General features: G+C 63.0%; 17 protein-coding genes and 1 other RNA gene. 10 read left to right on the forward strand and 8 right to left on the reverse strand.

Features of this window, described 5'->3' with window-relative positions; genetic code table 11:
* Window positions 1-261: 261 nt before the first annotated feature.
* From LB535_RS03920 to ffs, 6 genes are all read right to left on the reverse strand, one after another.
* Window positions 262-1,539: a lytic murein transglycosylase gene (locus tag LB535_RS03920; RefSeq protein WP_224631246.1), complete on the reverse strand. Its 1,278-nt coding sequence runs from the start codon at window positions 1,537-1,539 to the stop codon at window positions 262-264.
* Between the two features lie 172 nt (window positions 1,540-1,711).
* Window positions 1,712-2,317 (reverse strand): recombination mediator RecR, encoded by a 606-nt coding sequence (recR, locus tag LB535_RS03925; protein WP_224631247.1) that lies wholly within the window; start codon window positions 2,315-2,317, stop codon window positions 1,712-1,714.
* Window positions 2,318-2,518: 201 nt separating this feature from the next.
* Window positions 2,519-3,502, reverse strand: a complete 984-nt coding sequence (locus tag LB535_RS03930; RefSeq protein ID WP_224631248.1) for a cell wall hydrolase — start codon at window positions 3,500-3,502, stop codon at window positions 2,519-2,521.
* Between the two features lie 217 nt (window positions 3,503-3,719).
* The gene (locus LB535_RS03935; RefSeq protein WP_224631249.1) at window positions 3,720-4,043 is read right to left on the reverse strand and encodes a YbaB/EbfC family nucleoid-associated protein; all 324 of its coding nucleotides are present in this window, start codon (window positions 4,041-4,043) and stop codon (window positions 3,720-3,722) included.
* A 22-nt stretch (window positions 4,044-4,065) separates the two neighbouring features.
* Complete coding sequence (locus tag LB535_RS03940; RefSeq protein WP_224631250.1) at window positions 4,066-5,880, reverse strand: DNA polymerase III subunit gamma/tau; 1,815 nt, start codon at window positions 5,878-5,880, stop codon at window positions 4,066-4,068.
* A gap of 106 nt (window positions 5,881-5,986) precedes the next feature.
* Window positions 5,987-6,083, reverse strand: an RNA gene (ffs, locus tag LB535_RS03945) — signal recognition particle sRNA small type.
* A 183-nt stretch (window positions 6,084-6,266) separates the two neighbouring features.
* Here ffs and LB535_RS03950 point away from each other — a divergent pair.
* The 3 genes from LB535_RS03950 to LB535_RS03960 are packed head-to-tail and all read left to right on the forward strand — an operon-like array spanning window position 6,267 to window position 7,984.
* Window positions 6,267-6,686 (forward strand): HIT domain-containing protein, encoded by a 420-nt coding sequence (locus LB535_RS03950; RefSeq protein ID WP_224545216.1) that lies wholly within the window; start codon window positions 6,267-6,269, stop codon window positions 6,684-6,686.
* A 43-nt stretch (window positions 6,687-6,729) separates the two neighbouring features.
* Window positions 6,730-7,671 carry an NAD(+) diphosphatase gene (nudC, locus tag LB535_RS03955; RefSeq protein WP_224545215.1) on the forward strand — a complete coding sequence of 314 codons (942 nt, stop codon included), beginning with the start codon at window positions 6,730-6,732 and terminating at the stop codon, window positions 7,669-7,671.
* Window positions 7,672-7,681: 10 nt separating this feature from the next.
* The gene (locus tag LB535_RS03960) at window positions 7,682-7,984 is read left to right on the forward strand and encodes a Dabb family protein (protein WP_224631251.1); all 303 of its coding nucleotides are present in this window, start codon (window positions 7,682-7,684) and stop codon (window positions 7,982-7,984) included.
* Between the two features lie 262 nt (window positions 7,985-8,246).
* On the opposite strand, the gene LB535_RS03965 is transcribed toward LB535_RS03960, so the two are convergent.
* Together LB535_RS03965 and LB535_RS03970 are read right to left on the reverse strand one after the other, a co-directional pair.
* Entirely contained in the window at window positions 8,247-9,110 is an 864-nt protein-coding gene (locus LB535_RS03965; RefSeq protein ID WP_224631252.1) for a prephenate dehydratase, read from the reverse strand.
* 9 nt (window positions 9,111-9,119) lie between these two features.
* Window positions 9,120-9,848 carry a 3-deoxy-manno-octulosonate cytidylyltransferase gene (locus LB535_RS03970; protein WP_224631253.1) on the reverse strand — a complete coding sequence of 243 codons (729 nt, stop codon included), beginning with the start codon at window positions 9,846-9,848 and terminating at the stop codon, window positions 9,120-9,122.
* Between the two features lie 193 nt (window positions 9,849-10,041).
* Between LB535_RS03970 and LB535_RS03975 the strand changes: the two genes are divergently transcribed.
* The 7 genes from LB535_RS03975 (at window position 10,042) to LB535_RS04005 (ending at window position 19,595) form a co-directional block, all read left to right on the forward strand.
* Window positions 10,042-10,713: a c-type cytochrome gene (locus LB535_RS03975; RefSeq protein WP_224631254.1), complete on the forward strand. Its 672-nt coding sequence runs from the start codon at window positions 10,042-10,044 to the stop codon at window positions 10,711-10,713.
* 252 nt (window positions 10,714-10,965) lie between these two features.
* Entirely contained in the window at window positions 10,966-12,846 is a 1,881-nt protein-coding gene (locus LB535_RS03980) for an extracellular solute-binding protein (protein ID WP_224631660.1), read from the forward strand.
* Complete coding sequence (locus LB535_RS03985) at window positions 12,846-14,723, forward strand: extracellular solute-binding protein (protein WP_224631255.1); 1,878 nt, start codon at window positions 12,846-12,848, stop codon at window positions 14,721-14,723. The genes LB535_RS03980 and LB535_RS03985 overlap by 1 nt, the downstream gene beginning before the upstream one ends.
* Window positions 14,724-14,753: 30 nt before the next feature.
* Entirely contained in the window at window positions 14,754-15,851 is a 1,098-nt protein-coding gene (locus tag LB535_RS03990) for a microcin C ABC transporter permease YejB (RefSeq protein ID WP_224631256.1), read from the forward strand.
* Complete coding sequence (locus LB535_RS03995) at window positions 15,851-16,990, forward strand: ABC transporter permease (RefSeq protein WP_224631257.1); 1,140 nt, start codon at window positions 15,851-15,853, stop codon at window positions 16,988-16,990. Before LB535_RS03990 ends, LB535_RS03995 begins: the two co-directional genes overlap by 1 nt.
* A complete protein-coding gene (locus LB535_RS04000; RefSeq protein WP_224631258.1) occupies window positions 16,987-18,615 on the forward strand; it encodes an ABC transporter ATP-binding protein in 1,629 nt (542 codons plus the stop codon). Before LB535_RS03995 ends, LB535_RS04000 begins: the two co-directional genes overlap by 4 nt.
* Window positions 18,616-18,653: 38 nt before the next feature.
* Window positions 18,654-19,595, forward strand: coding sequence for a 2-hydroxyacid dehydrogenase (locus tag LB535_RS04005; protein ID WP_224631259.1), 942 nt, complete (start codon window positions 18,654-18,656; stop codon window positions 19,593-19,595).
* Window positions 19,596-19,641: the final 46 nt, after the last annotated feature.

Below are 19,641 nucleotides of genomic sequence, written 5' to 3' on the forward strand. Positions count from 1 at the left end.
GTTCCCTGTTTTGTTGACCTGAGTTCCCGGCTCAGGGCTGTATTGTTCTTTGCAAGGCCGGCTGCGGCTTTGACCGCTTACCGTCGTGTTTTTTGTCCAGTTGGTCAACACCCTATTCAGCGGTTCTCGAACCGGCAACGGACATTTTGCGAGACGCTATATCGGGGGACCAGACGAGCCGTATGAGTCGACCCATGCGCCGGCTAATTGAAGCCGCCAATCCGCAAAAAATTATCAGCTCCGTCCCTTGCGAGGCAGCCGCTATTTCAGCTGCGCGACCAAACCCGCATCGGGAAAGCAGGTGACGGGCTTGCCGTTCTTTGCCTGCCAGATGCCGATGGAGCGACGGGTCTTGAAGCCAGGCAGGCCGTCGGCGCTGCCGACATCGTAGCCCTTGGCCTCCAGCGCCCGCTGCAGGGCGGCGATATCGGAGCGGTGGAGATCGCCGACCGCGCCCCAGCCGCCGACGAAGGCGGCGTCGCCCTTGGCGATGCGATCGGCGGCATGACCGATGAACAGGCCGTAGAGATCGCTGTTGTTGTATTGCTTCAGCACATAGAAGTTCGGCGTCACGACGAAGGCCGGACCGCTGCGCCCGGCCGGCATCAGCAGCAAGCCCTCGGCCTTCAATTCGCTCGCCGCAAATGCCTTGCCGTCGACGCGCCTGATGCCCATCGCCACCCAATCGGAGATCCTCTTGCCCCGGTCGGGTCCTTCGAGCGAGCACGACACATTTGCCGGCACCGTCACCTCGGCCCCCCAGCCGCGCCCCCTCACCCAGCCATAATGAACGAGATAGTTGGCGATCGAGGCAAGCACATCGGGCGTCGAATTCCAGATGTCGGGCCGGCCGTCGCCGTCGAAATCGACGGCGTGCTTCAAGAAGGAGGTCGGCATGAATTGCGGCTGGCCGAGCGCACCAGCCCAGGACGATTTCATCGCATTGACCGGCGCCAGCCCGCGCTCGACGATTTCGAGCGCCGCCAGCACCTCGGTGCGGAAGAAATCCTTCTTGGTCGACATGAACGCCTTGGTGCCCAGCACCTCGAAGGCGCCGTAAGGCATCTTGGCCGCGCCGAATCCGGTCTCGCGGCCCCAGATCGCCAGCACGATCTCGCCTGGAACGCCATAGCGCTTCTCGATCAGCCCGAGTGTCCGGGCATTGGCGCTCTCGCGCGTCCTTCCGCCCGAGGTGACGGCCCGAACCACCTTCTCGGCGAAGTAGCTGGCCGGCGGGCCGAACTCGGCCTGATGCTGCTTCTCAGGCGTCGTCGGCTTCTCGCCGGGCAGGACGAGATCGGGCAGTTTCAGGTTCGGCTTCACGCCGAGGAAGGCAGCGTCGAAGGTCTTCTTGGAGATGCCTTTGGACTTGGCCTTGGGCCAGAGGTCGGTTTTAAGCCAGGCCTGGAACTGCTCGTCGATGGGGGCGGCATGGGTGGGGTTGATAGTGAAGAGAGCGATCAACGCGAGCAGAAAGGAAAGGACGACCAATCTGGAAGGCTGGCGTTCTGTCGCGCCCCCCTCTGTCCTGCCGGACATCTCCCCCTCTAGGGGGGAGATTGGCAGCTTCGGCGCTCCGCTCAATCCTGCGACGTTGGAGATTGGCGAAAGCCGGCGTGACGTCTGATCTCCCCACTTGAGGGGGAGATGTCCGGCAGGACAGAGGGGGGCGCGAAGGAACGCTGTCATCTCCAAGCCCCCATAAGTCCCCTCAAAACGCCGTCCTCGACCGCAGCGCCGCGGCCAGCGTGCCTTCGTCGAGGTAGTCGAGCTCGCCGCCGACCGGCACGCCATGCGCGAGCCGCGTCACCTTCACATCAGAGCCCGATAACTGATCGGTCAAGTAATGCGCCGTCGTCTGCCCCTCGACGGTGGCATTGACGGCGAGGATGACTTCCTTCACCTCGCCGCCGGCAACGCGGTCGACCAGCGAGCGGATGTTGAGCTGATCCGGACCGATACCGTCGAGCGGCGACAGCGTGCCGCCGAGCACGTGATAGCGCACGTTCATCGCCGCCGCGCGCTCCAGCGCCCAAAGGTCCGAGACGTCTTCGACGACGATCAGCGTGCCGGCGTCGCGGCGTGGGTCGGTGCAGATCATGCAAGGATCGGCGGTATCGACATTGCCGCAGGTCGAGCAGATGCGCACCTTGTCGACCGCTTCGCTCATGGCGGCAGCCAGGGGCTCGAGCAGCTGTTCCTTCTTCTTGATGAGATGAAGCGCTGCGCGCCTGGCCGAGCGCGGCCCTAGCCCCGGCACCTTGGCCAGGAGCTGGATCAGGCGTTCGATTTCCGGACCGGCGATTCTCTTCGACATCGCCCTGATCTAGAGCAATTCCAGGAAAAGTGCGAAGCGGTTTTCCGTCCCGAATTGCGTGCAAGGGAAAAGATGGATCAGTTCGCCGCTTCTTGAAACGGTGGACTGATCCAGGATTTTTCAGAGCGGTTTGGAACAGCCAGCAAGGGCGGAGGGCCCGCCATGCTGCCATGGCGGGCCCTGTGTTGGATCAAATCGGGCTCAGTTGGTTTCGAGCGGCCGATCCTGGCTGGCGATCATCGCGCCGATGGCGTCGGTGTTCTCAGGTGTCGACTGGAAGCCCATCGAGGCTTCCTGCGGCGCGCTGGGCACCGAAGAGACGTAGCGGCTCTTGAGCGTGCCGCCGAAACGCGAGGCGTCCGGCTCGGCCATCGGCTCCTGCATCGCCACGACCATCGGCTTCTGCGCGAGGCGGCCGGATTTCTGCGAAGGAGCAGCAGCAGCCGTCACATAGGTCGCTTCGGCCGGAACGATTGCCGCCTTGGCCGGAAGCGTCGGTTCGGCCGCATTCATCGCGGCCTGCTTGGCCGGATCCGGGCGTACGATCGTCTTGACCACCGGCTCGGCGGAAGCCACCAGCACGGGGGCAGCAGGGTCGATTTTCTGCTGTTTGTCGGAGGCCATGGCGACCATCGGCTCGTCCGGCAGCGGCTGCCAGTTGCGGCCGCGCTTCTCATAGAAGGCGTTGCCGCCGGCCACCATGGTGTAATGCATGTTCTTGTAAGGGAAGCGCAGGCCGGCGGTGTGGAAATACATTGTGTTCTTGAGCTTGGCCTTGCGCTCGCCTTTCAGCACCGCGTTCGCGGCTTCCTCGACGTCGGGCAGCGCCCTGGAGTTCATCGGCCGCGTCAGCACGCCGGGCGCGAACTGGCCCCTCTCGCCGACGACCTCGCAGATGGTGTTGCCATGCTGGCCCGAGCGCAGCCGGTTCATCACGACCGTGCCGACGGCGATCATGCCGTCACGGCTCGACCGGTTGGACTCGAAGAACATCGCCCTTTGCAGGCATTCCTTGTCCTTCATCGTGTAGGAGCGCGAGCTGAGGAAGCTCGGCGTAAGGGCGTCGGTTAGACCCGACACCGACATGCCATGGGAGGAAGTGGTCTGGCTGCAACCGGCCAGGAGCAAGGGGGAAGTGACGATGCCGATAAGCAGCAGCGGCGTCTTCCATCGCGTCGCGATCACCAAAAAAGCCTCATGTCCAGATGCCAGCCCGCCCCGAGATGTGGCAAGAATGAGACTCTTTCAGGCAAAAAGATGGCTAGAAGGTTAGCAACTTCTGGACTTGGGTAAAACTTTATGAATGCCGCGAAATGAGCCCGTGAGCATTGCCGGCAAAATGGTTAATATTGCAGGCTGGACTCAATTTCCGTTCATAATCAATTAACTGTCGGACACCGCCTCAGAAAGGCAATTTCATTCCGGGCGGGATCGGCAAGCCTGCCGTCAACGCCTTCGTCTTCTCCTGCATGATCTGCTCGACCTTATTTTTGGCGTCATTGTGGGCGGCCAGAATGAGGTCCTCCAGGATCTCTGCTTCGTCCGCCTTGATCAAAGACGGATCGATCTTCAGCGTCCTCATTTCGAACTTGCCGGTAAGCGTGATGCTAACCAGACCGCCGCCGGCCTGGCCGGTGGCTTCAAGCGTGGCGATCTCGTCCTGCATGGCCTGGAACTTGGCCTGCATTTCCTTCGCCTTGCCCATCAGGCCGAGAAGATCTTTCATCGGTTGGTCCTCTAAAAATGTTTCAGGTCTCGTCGTCATCGGCCGCCGGCTCGACCGGCAGGTCGGCCTCGGCTTCATCCACTTCCGGCACGTCCGGGATGCGCACATCGATGATCTTGGCGCCGGGGAAACGGGCGAGAATGGCCGCGACTACGGGGTCGCTCTTGGCGTCGGAGAAGGCATTCTCGCGCTTCGTCGTCTCCATCTCGGCCAATGTCTGGCCGCCTTCTTCCTTCGACAGCGACACCAGCCAGTTGCGCCCGGTCCAGGCGCGCAGCTTGGCGGTGAGGTCGTTGAGCAGCATCTTCGGCGCGTCGTTAGTCAAGGCAACGTCGAGCCGGCCGGGCTCGATGCGAACCGGCCGCACGCAGCGTTTCAGCAGCACCTTGAAGGCCATGTCGCGATTGGCGTCGGCAAGCGCAACGATGTCGGCCAGCGATTTCACTGGAACGACAGGCGCCTCGGCGACCGGCTCCGGCGCGGGAACGAAGGTCTCCGGCACAGGCTGCGCCTCGACCAGGCGCATCGTCTGCGCGCCGCCGGGGGAAGCTGGCACCCGGGTCTGCGCGACAGCAGTTGCGCTGCCATTGCCGGACCCCGCGGGTGTTCCGTTGGCGCGCGGCGCCACATTCGACTGCGGGGCCGCACCTTCCAGCGATTTCAACGCCTCGTCCAGCGTCGGCAGGTCGGCGGCATGCGCCAGGCGGATCAACACCATTTCGCCGGCGCTGACCGGGCGGTTGGAAGACTGCACCTCAGGAATACCCTTGAGCAGCATCTGCCAGGTCCGCGACAACACGCGCACGGAAAGCGTGCCGGCGAATTCGGCGCCGCGCCGGCGCTCATCCTCGGAAAGCGAAGCATCGTCGGCTGCCGCCGGCACGAAGCGCAGGCGAGTGACGAGGTGGTTGAACTCGGCAAGATCGGTAAGAACGGCGGCCGGATCGGCGCCGGTGTCGTATTGCGCGCGGAATTCGGCCAAGGCCGCTGCGACATCGCCCTTCATGACATGCTCGAACAGGTCGATGATGCGGCCGCGGTCGGCAAGGCCGAGCATGGCTCGCACCGCCTCGGCGCTGACCGTGCCGCTGCCATGGGCGATCGCCTGGTCGAGGATGGAGAGCGAATCGCGCGCCGAGCCTTCGGCGGCCCGCGCGATCATCGCCAGCGCCTCGTCGTCGACGGTAATACCTTCCTTGGCCGCGATCGAGGACAGATGCCCGACAAGCGCGCCGGCATCGATGCGGCGGAGATCGAAGCGCTGGCAACGCGACAGGACCGTTATCGGAACCTTGCGTATCTCGGTGGTGGCGAAGATGAATTTGACGTGCGGCGGCGGCTCTTCCAGCGTCTTCAGCAGGCCGTTGAAGGCCTGGGTGGAGAGCATGTGCACTTCGTCGATGATGTAGACCTTGTAGCGCGCCGAGACCGGTGCGTAGCGCACGCGGTCGATGATATCCCTGATGTCGTCGATGCCGGTATGTGAGGCGGCGTCCATCTCGATGACGTCGACATGGCGGCCTTCCATGATCGCCTGGCAATGCTCGCCGAGAATCGAAAGGTCGACGGAGGGCTGGTCGACGGTCGCGGTTTTGTAGTTGAGGGCCCGCGCCAGGATGCGCGCGGTCGTCGTCTTGCCGACACCGCGCACGCCGGTCAGCATCCAGGCCTGGGCGATGCGGCCGGTGGCAAAGGCGTTGGTCAGCGTGCGAACCATCGGCTCCTGGCCGATCAGCTCGGAGAAATTCGAAGGGCGGTATTTGCGCGCCAGGACGCGATAAGCGGCGGCCTTGCCAGTCTCCAGGCTTTGTGGCCCCAAATTTCCGGCTTCGCTCATTCGCCGTCAAAAGCTCCAAGGACCGCGACGGAAGGCGGCCGATTCCTGCGCATAGTCTCACCCGCACGGCTTGGCGCCGTCAATGTCGCGGGAGAAAGGCGAAGAGGTGGGAGGCTGGAACAATGACCCGTTCCGGGCTCGTTAGGGCTGCTTCCTTCCGGACCTGACCCGGTTGGCGAGTGGATCGTCCACCACCAACCTCCCGCGCTCCATATCGGCAATTCAGCGGCGAAATGCAAGGGCCGAGCCGCAACCCGCAACCGCATCGAAGGCGGAAAGTCCTTCAAATCGATAATGGCGGTCAATGAATCGCTTGCAGCCACCCTGCCGCCGCTCTAGCGTTCCTGGTTTGGAAAATGCTTGCAACAAAAGCGAAGGAAACGCTCATGCTGCCGGGCCTCGAGGCCGGATTCACGCTGGACGCCCGGCTGGAGGCGGACAGCGAGCAGCTTTTGTGGCTTGGCCTTTGCGAGCTCAGGCTGATGAACGACCGCCGCTGGCCATGGCTGGTTCTGGTGCCACAGCGGCCGGGCGTGGAGGAAATTCACGACCTGACGCCGCTCGACCAGGCGATGCTGACCTTCGAGACCAATATGGTGGCGCAGGCGCTGAAGCGGGTGACCGGATGCACCAAGATCAACACCGGCGCGCTCGGCAACATCGTGCGTCAGCTGCATGTCCACGTCGTCGCCCGCTCGGAGGGCGATCCCGGCTGGCCGGGACCGGTCTGGGGCTATGGCATACGCGAGCCCTACCAGCGCTCCGATATCAGGCGGTTTGCCGAAACGATCAAGGCGGCGCTATAAGCTGACCAGTGTCCATCCGCACATCGAGCCCACCCGAGTCTCCATGAGCTTTCGCCTGTTCGACGCGCCCTTGCGCGAGCCCAGCCAATTCGTCGGTTTCGCCGGCAACCGGATCGATCGGCAGTCCGAGAACCGCGCCGATGATGCGGTCGAAAAAGCGCTGGCCGACCAAGCCGCTCGGCTGATGCTGATGCATGCCGGCCGGCTCTATCTCAAACTCGAGGATGGCACGTTCGACCCCTGGTTCAGGACGGATGAGAGTGGAGCTTTCGAAGCCGCACTCGATCGCGGCGTGCTGCTCGGCTTCTCTGACAGCGGGCCGGTGCTGGCCGTGCCCGCCGGCATCGAGCCGGAAAAGCTGCCCGAGACGATCAAGGCGATCGACTATCGTTCCGTCTATATGCAAGGGCTGGTCGACGAGGCGGCGGCCGGCGCGCTGGCGCAAGGCGCCGCGCTGCTTGCCTGGCACGTAAGCCATGCCTTCTGCTCGAAATGCGGCAACCGCTCGGAGATGCGCGCCGGCGGCTACCGGCGCCATTGCCCTGCCTGCGGCACCGACCATTTCCCGCGTACCGATCCGGTGGCAATCATGCTGACGGTGACGCGCGAGAAATGCCTATTGGGGCGCGGCAGGCATTTCGCGCCGGGCATGTATTCGGCGCTTGCCGGCTTCATCGAGCCGGGCGAGACAATCGAGGCGGCGGTACGGCGCGAGACGCTCGAAGAGGCCGGCATCCGGCTCGGCCGCGTCGTCTACCACGCCAGCCAACCCTGGCCGTTCCCCTATTCGCTGATGATCGGTTGTTTCGGCGAGCCCCTTAACGAGGATATCCAGGCCGACCTCAACGAGCTGGAGGACTGCCGCTGGTTCTTCCGCGACGAGGTGCGCACCATGCTGGACAGACAGCATGCCGAGGGCCTGATTACACCGCCGAAAGGGGCAATCGCCCATCACCTCATCCGCGCCTGGGTCGACAGCGAATAGGAGCCGAGACATGATCCGCCACACCGTCGTGTTCACTTTGAAGCATCCGCTGCAGTCGCTGGAGACAAAGCGTTTCCTGCACGATGCGGAGAAGATCCTGACCGGGATCAAGGGCGTCACGCATTTCGAGCAGTTGCGGCAGGTGAGCCCGAAGAACGATTACCAGTTCGGCTTCTCGATGGAATTCGCCGACCAGGCGGCCTACACGCGCTACAACGAGCACCCCGACCATGTCGCCTTCGTGCGCGACCGCTGGGTGCCCGAGGTCGAGAAGTTCATGGAGATCGACTACGTGCCGTTGGGGTTCGGCTGAACGACATTGCTGACATCGAGACTAGCGCGGGCCTCCCGTGACATCGTCATTCCAGGGCGGAGCGGAGACCCCGGTGCCGAAGGTGCAGCGGAGCAGAATTCTGGACCGTCGCAACGCGTCGAAGTCACGGAATGGATCCTCGGGTCTGCGCGCGTCGCTTCGCTCCTTGCTTCGCCCGTGGATGACGAAGCTCGAAGGCCTCCGCCAATCCCCGAAGGGCAGTCGTGCCCTTTGAACCGTCAGCTTACGGACCGAAGACCGTTCAATCCGCAACCTTCCACTGCTCGCGCGAGGCGTTGGCCGGATAGACGCCGAGGATGCGCATCTCGCGCGAGAAGAAGCGCAGCTCGTCCAGCGCCAGCTTGACCAGCGGATCGTCCGGGTGGCCCTCGATGTCGGCGTAGAACAGCGTCGCGGTGAAGGCGCCGAGCTGGTAGCTCTCGAGCTTGGTCATGTTGATGCCGTTGGTGGCGAAGCCGCCCATGGCCTTATAGAGCGCGGCCGGCACGTTGCGGACACGGAAGATGAAGGTGGTCATCATCTTGGCGTCCGGCGCGGGGCGCTCCGCCCATTGCTTGTTCTTGGTCAGCACGACGAAGCGGGTGACGTTGGAGTCGGTGTCCTCGACATTCTTCTCGACGATGTCGAGCCCATAGAGCTCGGCGGCTAAAGCCGGCGCCAGCGCGGCCATGGTGCGGTCCCTGACCTCCGACACCATCTTGGCCGAACCCGCCGTGTCGCCGGCGACCACAGGCTTCCAGCCGTTCTTGCGGATATATTTGCGGCACTGGCCGAGCGCGTGGATGTGGCTGTGGACGGTCCTGATCTCTTCCCGCTTCACGCCCGGCAGCACCATGAGCTGGAAATGGATCGGCAGGAAATATTCGCCGACGATGTGCAGCTTCGATTCCGGCAAGAGGTGGTGGATGTCGGCGACGCGGCCGGCGATGGTGTTCTCGATCGGGATCATGGCGAGATCGGCCTTGCCGGTCTCGACCGCGTTGAAGGCATCCTCGAAGGTCGGGCACGGCAACGGCTCCATCGCGGGGAACATGTTGCGGCAGGCCGTGTCGGAATTGGCGCCGGGCTCGCCCTGGAAGGAAATTCTGTTGGTCTTGTCAGCCATGCCGATATCTCAATTTGAAAGGATCTGTCTTGCCCGCTCGAGATCATGCGGCGTGTCGACGCCGAGCGGCAGCGATTTGACGATCTCGGCGTCGATGCGCATGCCGGCTTCCAGCGCGCGCAGCTGCTCCAGCCGCTCGCGACGCTCCAGCGGCGACGGCTTCAGCGCGACGAAACGTTCCAGCGCGGCGCGGCGATACGCGTAGAGGCCGATGTGATGGTAGAGCGGCCCCTCGCCCCAGGGCGCGGTGGCTCGGGTGAAATAGAGGGCTCGCAATCGTGTCGCGGACTGCGGCGAGCCGACGATCTTGACGACATTGGGATTGGTCTTCTCCTCGTCGCGCACGATCTCGACGCCGAGCGTGGCGATATCGACCGATTTGTCCTCAAACGGCCGCAGCGACGCGCCGATGATCTCGGGGGCGATGGTCGGCAGATCGCCCTGGACGTTGACGATCGTTTGCACCCGCTTTTCGGGGTCGAGCGCCGTCAGCGCCTCGAAGATGCGGTCGGAGCCCGATTCGTGATCCGCTCGGGTCATGACAGCCTCGAAACCATGCGCCCGCACGGCTTGCGCGACCGCTTCCGTGTCGGTCGCCACCACCACGCGGCCAAGCCCGGCCTCGGCTCCGCGCCGGGCGACATGGACGATCATCGGCACGCCCGCAATCTCGGCCAGCGGCTTGCCCGGCAGGCGCGTGGAGGCCATGCGGGCGGGGATCAGGATCAAGGTCGACATCGGATTTCAGGGCAGCCGAAAAAAGCGGATGGAAAAGTGGCAAAAGGTCTCACTGGAAGCGCCCTTATAGGTGTTGCAACGCCAGAGCAAAAGACCTAGTTTCCGCGCGGTTTGACTGGCCTTTCAGGGCAGTTCGCGATACCGACGGACGGAGTGGACGGGACGGTCCGCCGGAAAAGGGAGCAAGGGGCGTATGGATTCCAACGAAGTCAACAAGCTGCTCGGCGGATTTCTTGGAACCTGCTTCATCGTCTTTTCCATAGGCCTCGTCTCGGACGGGCTGTTCGCCTCGCCGACGCCCGAAAAGCCCGGCTTCGCCATCGAAGCGCAGGAACCGACCGAAGGCGGTCCGGCTGCTCCCGCGGCGGAAGCCAAGCCGATCGCCGACCTGCTCGCCACCGCCAATGCCGAGGCGGGCGCCGCGATCTTCAAGAAATGCCAAGCCTGCCATTCCGGCGAAAAAGGCGGTCCGAACAAGGTCGGTCCGGACCTTTGGGACATCGTCGACCGCCCCGTCGCCGAGCATGAAGGCTTCGCCTATTCGGCCGGCATGAAGGATTTCTCCAAGGGCGGCCAGGAGCACTGGACGTACGACAATCTCAACCACTTCATCACCTCGCCGAAGAAGTTCGTGAAGGGCACGGCGATGGGCTTCGCCGGCCTGCCGAAGGATGAAGACCGCGCCAATGTGATCGCCTATCTGCGCACGCTGTCGGACAACCCGAAGCCGCTGCCGCAGCCGGGCGCGTCGGCGGAAGCCAAGCCGGCGGAAGCTGCCGCACCCGCGAAGCCCGCCGAAGGCGCCGCGCCGGCCAAGCCGGCCGAGGGAACCGCTCCGGCCAAGCCCGCCGCGCCCGCTCAATAAACAATTCGTCATAGAGACTTCCTTGGAAAAGCCGGGTTCATCCCGGCTTTTCTGTTAGGAAAGCTGCATGGACCGCGACAAAGGCGGCACTTGCGGTTTCCACCCGCGTCAAATGATCTAGATTGCGGGTGGACAGAGCAATTCCAGGAAGGGAGAACCGGTTTCCGTCCGGAATTGCTTCGAAACAAAGCGATAGGGCGTTTGTCGTTTCCGGAAAACGATGAACCGCTCTGGAGTTCGCGAGGAGAACGCATGAAGGTTGGCCGTTTCCGCACGCTTTTCGCATCGGCGTTCGCGCTCGCCTTCGCCGCCAGCCTGCAGGCCGGCTTCGCCGATGAATGGCGCACGACGTCGTCGCTGATCGGACCTTCGAAGTATGGCGAGAATTTTCAGCATTACGACTACGTCAATCCAGATGCGCCGAAGGGCGGCACCTACAACTCCGTCGCTGTAGGGACCTTCGACAGCTTCAATCCCTTCATAGTGCAAGGGTCACCCGCTGCTGGCTTCGCCGATTTTGGTGGCAGCCTGCTTTACGACACGCTGATGGAACAGGCTACTGATGAAGGCAGTGTGAGCCACCCCCTGATCGCAGACGCCTTCAAGTATCCTGCCGATTTTTCCTCAGCCACCTACCGACTCGATCCTCGTGCAAAATGGCATGACGGCAAGCCGATCACCGTCGACGACGTGGTCTGGTCATTCCAGGTGCTGAAGGCCAACAGCCCCAGATACAATCGCTATTTCGAGAACGTGACCGAGGCGGTCGCGGTCTCGGACCGCGAGGTCGAGTTCCATTTCAACCAGAAGGGCAACCGCGAGCTGCCCAAGATCCTCGGCGATCTCGTCGTCTTGCCGAAGCACTGGTGGGAAGGCACGGACGCCAGCGGCAAGAAGCGCGACATCACAAGGCCGACGCTCGAGCCGCCACTGGGCTCCGCGGCCTACAAGATCGCCAGCTTCAAGCCAGGCTCGGAAATCGTCTGGCAGCGCGTGCCGGACTATTGGGGCGCCAAGCTGCCGGTGAAGATCGGCCGCGAGAATTTCGACACCCAGCGCTTCACCTACATCCTTGACGACAACGCTGCCTGGCAGGCCTTCACAAAAGGTGGGCTGGACGACATCCACCGCGAAATGAGTTCGCGCAAATGGGCAACGGCCTATGACTTTCCGGCCTTCAAGGGCGGCGATGTGATCAAGAAGACCTTCGAAAGCGAACATGCGCAGCCCATGCAGGGCTTCGTGTTCAACCAGCGGCGAGCACTTTTCCAAGATCGTCGGGTGCGTGAGGCGCTGACCCAGCCCTTCGATTTCGAGACGATGAACAGGACGCTGTTTTTTGGCTTCAACACCAGAACGTCGAGCTATTTCCAAGGCACCGAACTGGCGTCGAGCGGCCTGCCGCAAGGCAAGGAACTGGAAATCCTGGAAAAATATCGCGACAAGCTGCCGCCCGAATTGTTCACTCAGGAGTTCAAGCTACCTGTCTATGACTCACCGCAAGCGGAGCGGAAACATCTTAAGCGGGCCGTTGATCTCCTTGCTCAGGCCGGCTGGCAGATCAAGGGCGGCAAGATGATCAACACAAAGTCCGGCGAGCCGCTTAAGTTCGAGATACTCGGGTCGAACGACACCGACCAAGTCATCTCCAGCCCTTACATCGCTAACCTGCGCAAAATAGGGATCGACGCGACCCTACGCATCATCGACCAGACCCAGTACATCAACCGGATCAACCACTTCGACTTCGATATGGTAACGACGGTGCTTCAGCAATCTGAATCGCCCGGCAACGAGCAACGCGAATTCTGGAGTTCGAAGGCAGCAGACGCCCCAGGCTCGCGTAACCTGATGGGCATTAAGGACCCGGTCGTAGACGCCCTGATAGATCGGATCGTTTTTGCCAGCGACCGCGCCGATCTTATCGCCGCCACCCACGCCCTTGACCGGGTGCTCTTGTGGAACTTCTACGTCCTGCCGCAGTACCATCGCACCGCTGTTTGGTACGCCTACTGGAACAAATTCGGCATGCCGGATAAGCAGCCCAGCTACCGCGGCGCCGATATCGATTCCTGGTGGATCGACACGGCCAGGGAAAAGGCGCTGGCCGCCAAGTACAAAGGCGTTAATTGATGGAGCGGCGGACTTTGCTTCCTCGCCGCGACTTCCTGGCGCTCGGCGCCGCGGCCACGGCCGCCGCGTTGCTGCCGGGCCGGGCCTTTGCCGATATCCCGACCGGCATCAGGCTGCACGGCCTGTCGGCGTTCGGCGACCTGAAATACAAGCCCGACTTCGCCCATTTCGACTATGTCGATGTCGATGCGCCGCAAGGCGGCACCTTCAACTTCTCGCCGCCCAACTGGGGTGCCAACCAGAGCCCGCAGACCTTCAACACGCTGAATTCGTTCGTCCCCAAGGGCGATTCCCCGCAGCGCATGGAAATGTGCTTCGATTCCCTGATGGTGCGGGCGCTTGACGAGCCGGATGCGGCCTATGGATTGATCGCCGACGGTGTCACGATCTCCGACGACCGCAACGGCTTCACCTTCTCGCTGCGCCCGCAGGCGCGCTTCCATGACGGGACCCCACTCACCGCCGACGATGTCGCCTTCACCTTCAAACTGCTGAAAGACAAAGGGCATCCGGACTACGCGCTGTCGCTGACGCATCTGGATGACGCGGTGGCGAAGGACACCCACACGGTAGTGCTCAAATTCTCCGGCAAGCAGTCGGCCCGAACCATCCTCAACGTGGTCGGATTTCCTATCCTTTCGAAGGCGTTCTTTACGGCCAACCCGTTCGATTCCTCGCAGCTCAACCCGCCGCTCGGTTCGAGCGCCTACAAGGTCGGGCGCTGGTCGGCCGGCGCCTGGATTGAATATGAGCGGGTGGCCGATTATTGGGGCAACGACCTGCCCGTCAATCGCGGCCTGAACAACTTCGGGCGCATCCGCATCGAATTCTACCAGGATCGCACCGCAGGCTTCGAGGCTTTCAAGAAGGGCGAAATCCTCTACCGCGAGGAGTTTACGTCGCGCGTCTGGGCGACGGCCTACGACTTTCCAGCTTTTACCGCAGGCAAGGTGGTCAAGCACGAATTCCCCGCCGAAACGGTGCCCTCGATGCAGGCCACCGCGGTCAACCAGCGGCGTGAGCAGTTCAAGGACCCGCGCGTGCGGCAGGCGATCGCGCTCTGCTTCGATTTCGAATGGACACGGCGCAACTTCTTCTATGGTTCCTATGAGCGCTCGCAATCCTGCTTCGAGAAATCCGACTTCCGGGCCGCGGGCTTGCCGACGCCGCAGGAGCTGGCGCTGCTGGAGCCGTTGCGCGACCAGCTGCCGCCAGAGACCTTCGGCGAGGCGGTGACGCAACCGCCGTCGGACGGCTCCGGACGAGACCGCAAGCAGCTGAGCGCGGCGCTGAAACTGCTCGCTCAGGCCGGTTGGAAACGCTCCGGTGACTTCGTGGTCAATGACAAGGGCGGGCGGCTGGCCGCCGAATTCCTGGTCGACGACGAGACCTTCGTGCAGGTCTATTCGCCCTGGGTCGCCAACATGAAGGCCATCGGCATCGATGCCTCGATCCGCCTGGTGGATTCGGCGCAATATCAGCTCAGGCAAGCGACATTCGATTTCGACCTGCTCTCGGCGGCCTTCAATTTCAGCGCCACGCCGACCCGCGACGATCTGGAAATTTTCTTCCACTCACGCAGCGCCTCAGTATCGGGTTCACGCAACCTGTCGGGCGTTGCAACCCCGGCAATCGATGCGCTGATCGAAGCCGTCGGCGCCGCCAAGGATCGTGAAAGCCTGACCACCGCCATGCGTGCGTTGGACCGGGCCTTGCGCGCGCGGCGCGATTGGATTCCAAGTTGGTATCTGGCGAATCACCGAAGCGCCTATTGGGACATGTTCGGCTTTCCCGAACAGAAACCCGATTTCGGCTTTCCGGTCGAGGCGCTGTGGTGGTTCGACAAGGGCAAGGCGGCAAAGATTGGCAAAGCCTGACATCACTGTCCGCGCGGGGCCCGTCGCCTGATGGGCGCCTATATCCTGCGCCGCATTCTTCTGATGATCCCGACGCTGTTCGGCATCATGGCGATCTCCTTCGCGGTCATCCAGTTCGCCCCGGGCGGGCCGGTCGAGCAGGTGATTGCCCGGCTGACCAATCAGGGCGGCAACGATCGCCTCGGCAGCGGTGGCGGCGACGCAGGCGGCGGCGGCAATTTCGACGTGGCCGGCGATGTCGGCTCGAAATATCGCGGCGCGCAGGGGCTCGATCCCGAATTCATCAAGAAGCTGGAAAAGCAATTCGGCTTCGACAAGCCGCCGCTCGAGCGCTTCGGCATGATGCTGTGGAACTATATCCGCTTCGATTTCGGCGACAGCTATTTCCGCGATATCTCGGTGCTGAACCTCATCCTGGAGAAGATGCCCGTCTCCATCTCCATCGGCCTCTGGATCACGCTTTTATCCTACCTGATCTCGATCCCGCTCGGCATCCGCAAGGCGGTGAAGGACGGCTCGACCTTCGACGTGTGGACCAGCGGCGTCGTCATCGTCGGCTATGCCATTCCCGGCTTCCTGTTCGGCATCATGCTCATGGTGCTGTTCGCAGGCGGTTCGTTCTGGGACTGGTTTCCGCTGCGCGGCATCGTTTCGGACAATTGGGATCAGCTCTCCTGGCCGGGCAAGATCGCCGATTACTTCTGGCACATGACGCTGCCGCTGACGGCGCTCGTGCTGTCGGCTTTCGCGACGACCACCCTGCTCACCAAGAACTCCTTCCTCGAAGAAATCCGCAAGCAATATGTGGTGACGGCGCGCGCCAAGGGGCTGTCGGAGCACAAGGTGCTCTACGGCCACGTGTTCCGCAACGCCATGCTGATCGTCATCGCCGGTTTTCCCGGCGCCTTTATCTCGGCCTTCTTCACCGGCTCGCTGCTGATCGAGAACATCTTCTCGCTCGACGGCCTCGGCCTGCTCGGCTTCAAGTCGGTGATCGACCGCGACTATCCGGTGGTGTTCGCCACCCTCTACATCTTCTCGCTGCTTGGCCTGTTTGTCGGCCTTCTGTCCGACCTGATCTACACCTGGGTCGATCCGCGCATCGACTTCGAGCGGAGAGACATCTGATGGCCGAGGCCGCGATCGAAAGCGCCCCGGTTCGGCCCCGCAGGCCATTTCTGTCGCCGCTCAACCAGCGGCGGTTGCAGAACTTCAAGGCTAACCGGCGCGGCTACTGGTCGCTCTGGATCTTCCTGTTGCTGTTCGTGCTGTCGCTGTTTTCCGAGCTGATCGCCAACGACAAGCCGATCATCGCCTCCTACAAGGGCGAGATCCTGTTTCCGGTCCTGGTCGCCTATCCGGAGGAGAAGTTCGGCGGCTTCTATGCCGTCACCGACTATCGCGATCCGGTGATCCAGGACGAGATCAACTCCAATGGCTGGATGATCTGGCCGCCGGTCCGCTACTCCTATCAAACGGTCAACAACGCCATTCCGGAACCAGCGCCGGCAAAGCCGTCCTGGCTTTACGACAAGAAGACGCGCTGCAGCCAGTACCCGCAAGGCGAGGCCGATTCCAACTGCACCGTCGGCAACTGGAACTGGCTGGGCACGGACGACCAGGCCCGTGACGTGCTGGCGCGGGTGCTCTATGGCTTCCGCATCTCGGTTCTGTTCGGCCTGATCCTGACGCTCGGCTCGTCGCTGATCGGCGTCGCGGCCGGCGCGGTGCAAGGCTATTTCGGCGGCTGGACCGACCTTCTCTTCCAGCGTTTCATCGAGATCTGGTCGGCGATCCCGGTTCTCTATCTGCTGCTCATCATCTCGGCCATCCTGCCGCCCGGCTTCTTCATCCTGCTCGGCCTGATGCTGCTGTTTTCGTGGGTGGCGCTGGTCGGCGTGGTGCGGGCCGAATTCCTGCGCGCGCGCAACTTCGAATATGTCAACGCGGCGCGCGCGCTGGGCGTGCCGAACCTCACCATCATGTTCCGCCACCTGTTGCCGAATGCCATGGTGGCGACGTTGACCTTCCTGCCCTTCCTGCTCTCTGGCTCAATCTCGACGCTGACCTCGCTCGACTATCTCGGCTTCGGCCTGCCGCCGGGCTCGGCCTCGCTCGGCGAATTGCTGAAACAGGCGCAGCGCAACCTCAACGCCCCCTGGCTCGGCATCTCCGGCTTCATCGTGATCTCGCTGATGCTGTCGCTGCTGGTCTTCATCGGCGAGGCGACCCGTGACGCCTTCGATCCGCGCAAGACGTTCAAATGAGCCAAGCCCTCCTTTCCGTCCAGGACCTGAGCGTCGCCTTCGCGCAAGGCGGCAACCAGGCGATCGCCGTCGATCACATCTCATTCGACATCGCCAAGGGCGAGACGCTGGCCCTGGTGGGCGAATCCGGCTCGGGCAAATCGGTCTCGGCGCTGTCGGTGCTGAAGCTCCTGCCCTATCCCGCCGCCAGCCATCCGTCGGGTAGGATCCTGTTCAGTGGGGCCAACCTGCTCGCCATGGACGAGAAGGCGTTGCGCGGCGTGCGCGGCAACAAGATCACCATGATCTTCCAGGAGCCGATGACCTCGCTCAACCCGCTGCACACGATCGAGCAGCAGATCGTCGAGGTGCTGCAACTGCATCAGGGCCTGCGTGACCAAGCCGCGCGCGCCCGCACGCTGGAACTGCTCACCGAGGTCGGCATCCGCGATCCGCAAAAACGCCTCGACGCCTATCCGCACCAGCTCTCCGGCGGCCAGCGCCAGCGCGTCATGATCGCCATGGCTCTGGCCAACGAGCCGGAGCTTCTGATCGCCGACGAGCCGACGACCGCGCTCGACGTCACCGTGCAGGCGCAGATCCTGGAACTGCTGGCGGAGCTCAAAGCCCGCAAGGGCATGTCGCTGCTGTTCATCACGCATGATCTCGGCATCGTGCGCAGGATCGCCGACCGCGTCTGCGTCATGACCAAGGGCAAGATCGTGGAGAGCGGCCCGACCAGGGAAATCTTCGCCAATCCGCGGCATGACTATACAAAGCATCTGCTCGCGGCCGAGCCGAAGGGCAAGCCGCCCATAACCGACCCGGGCGCCAAATCCGTCATGACCGGCAAGGACATCAAAGTCTGGTTCCCGATCAAGAAAGGCTTCTTCCGAACCACGGTCGACCATGTGAAGGCCGTGGACGGCATCGACGTCACGGTGCGGGCCGGCCAGACCCTTGGCGTCGTCGGCGAATCCGGCTCGGGCAAGACGACGCTGGGCCTGGCGCTCGCCCGGATGATCTCCTCGACCGGTACGATCAATTTCAACGGACGCGATATCAACCAGCTGTCCTTCGGCGCCATGCGGCCGCTGCGGCGCGAATTGCAGATCGTCTTCCAGGATCCGTTCGGATCGCTCAGCCCGCGCCTGTCGGTCTCCGAGATCATCGAGGAAGGACTGAAGATCCACGAGCCGAAGCTCTCGGCCGACCAGCGCGACGACAAGGTGGTCGCCGTGCTGAAGGAGGTCGGCCTCGATCCCGAAACGCGCCATCGCTACCCGCACGAATTCTCCGGCGGCCAGCGCCAGCGCGTCGCCATCGCCCGCGCCATGGTGCTCAACCCGCGCTTCGTCATGCTCGACGAGCCGACCTCGGCGCTCGACATGAGCGTGCAGGCGCAGGTGGTCGACCTTTTGCGCAGCCTGCAGGCCAAGCACAATCTCGCTTACCTCTTCATCAGCCACGACCTCAAGGTCGTCCGCGCCCTTGCCAATGATGTCATCGTCATGCGCAATGGCCGGATCGTCGAGGCGGGACCTTCCGAGCAGATTTTCAGCAGCCCGCAAACCGATTATACGCGGGCGCTGATGGCGGCGGCCTTCAAGATCGAGACCGCGCCGACCGGCGTGGTCAGCGAGTAGCCGGTTCCGCACCGGCGAAACAGGGAAAAAATCCGAGAATGGAAAAAGGCAAAATCCTGCTTGCCCTCACGGGCATCCACCCGCAGCGCTGGCACGAGCTGCTCTCGGCCGAGCGCGAGGTCGTGCTGGAGCCGAACGGCGCCGACGATCCTTCGATCACCTATGCGGTGGTGTGGAAGCAGAAGCCCAACCTTCTCAAGTCGCTGCCCAATCTGCGCGCCATCTTCTCGATCGGCGCCGGTGTCGACCATGTCTTTGCCGACCCAGGCCTGCCCGACGTGCCGATCGTCAAGATCGTCGCCGACAATCTTACCCAGCACATGGTCGAATATATTGTCTGGCGCGTGCTCGACCACCATCGCCAGGCCTCGCTTTACCGGGCCCAGCAGCAAAAGAAGATCTGGCACGAGCCGCCGCAACGGGTGGCGGGCGACGTCTCCGTCGGCATCATGGGGCTTGGCAGTCTTGGCCGCGCCGCGGCTTCGGCGTTGTTGTCGCTCGGTTTCGCCGTCAACGGATGGTCGCGCAGCGAGCGGGGGATGAAGGGCGTTTCGACCTATGCCGGCGAGGCGGGTCTGATCCCCTTCCTCAATGCCACTGACATCCTGGTTGTGCTCTTGCCGCTCACGCCGCAGACCCAGGGCATCGTCAATTACGGACTGCTCAAGGAACTGCGCCGGCGCAACGGGCTCGGCGGCGCGGTGCTGATCAATGCCGGGCGCGGACGGCTGCAGAAGGACGCCGACATTTTGCGCGCGCTGGACGACGGCACGCTGAAGGAAGCGAGCCTCGACGTGTTCGAGGTCGAACCGCTGCCGAAGACCAGCCCGCTGTGGAGTCATCCGAAAGTGTTCGTCACGCCGCATGCGGCGGCGACGTCGGACCCGGCGCATCTGGTGCCGATCATGCTTCGCCAGATGGCCGCCTTCGAGCGCGGCGAGAAGCTCGAGAACCTGGTCGACCGCAAGGCGGGGTATTAGAGCATGGTCCCGAAAAGTGGGAACCGGTTTTCGGAAAAGATCATGC

Source organism: Mesorhizobium sp. CA10 (genome assembly GCF_020165285.1).
Lineage (GTDB): Bacteria > Pseudomonadota > Alphaproteobacteria > Rhizobiales > Rhizobiaceae > Mesorhizobium.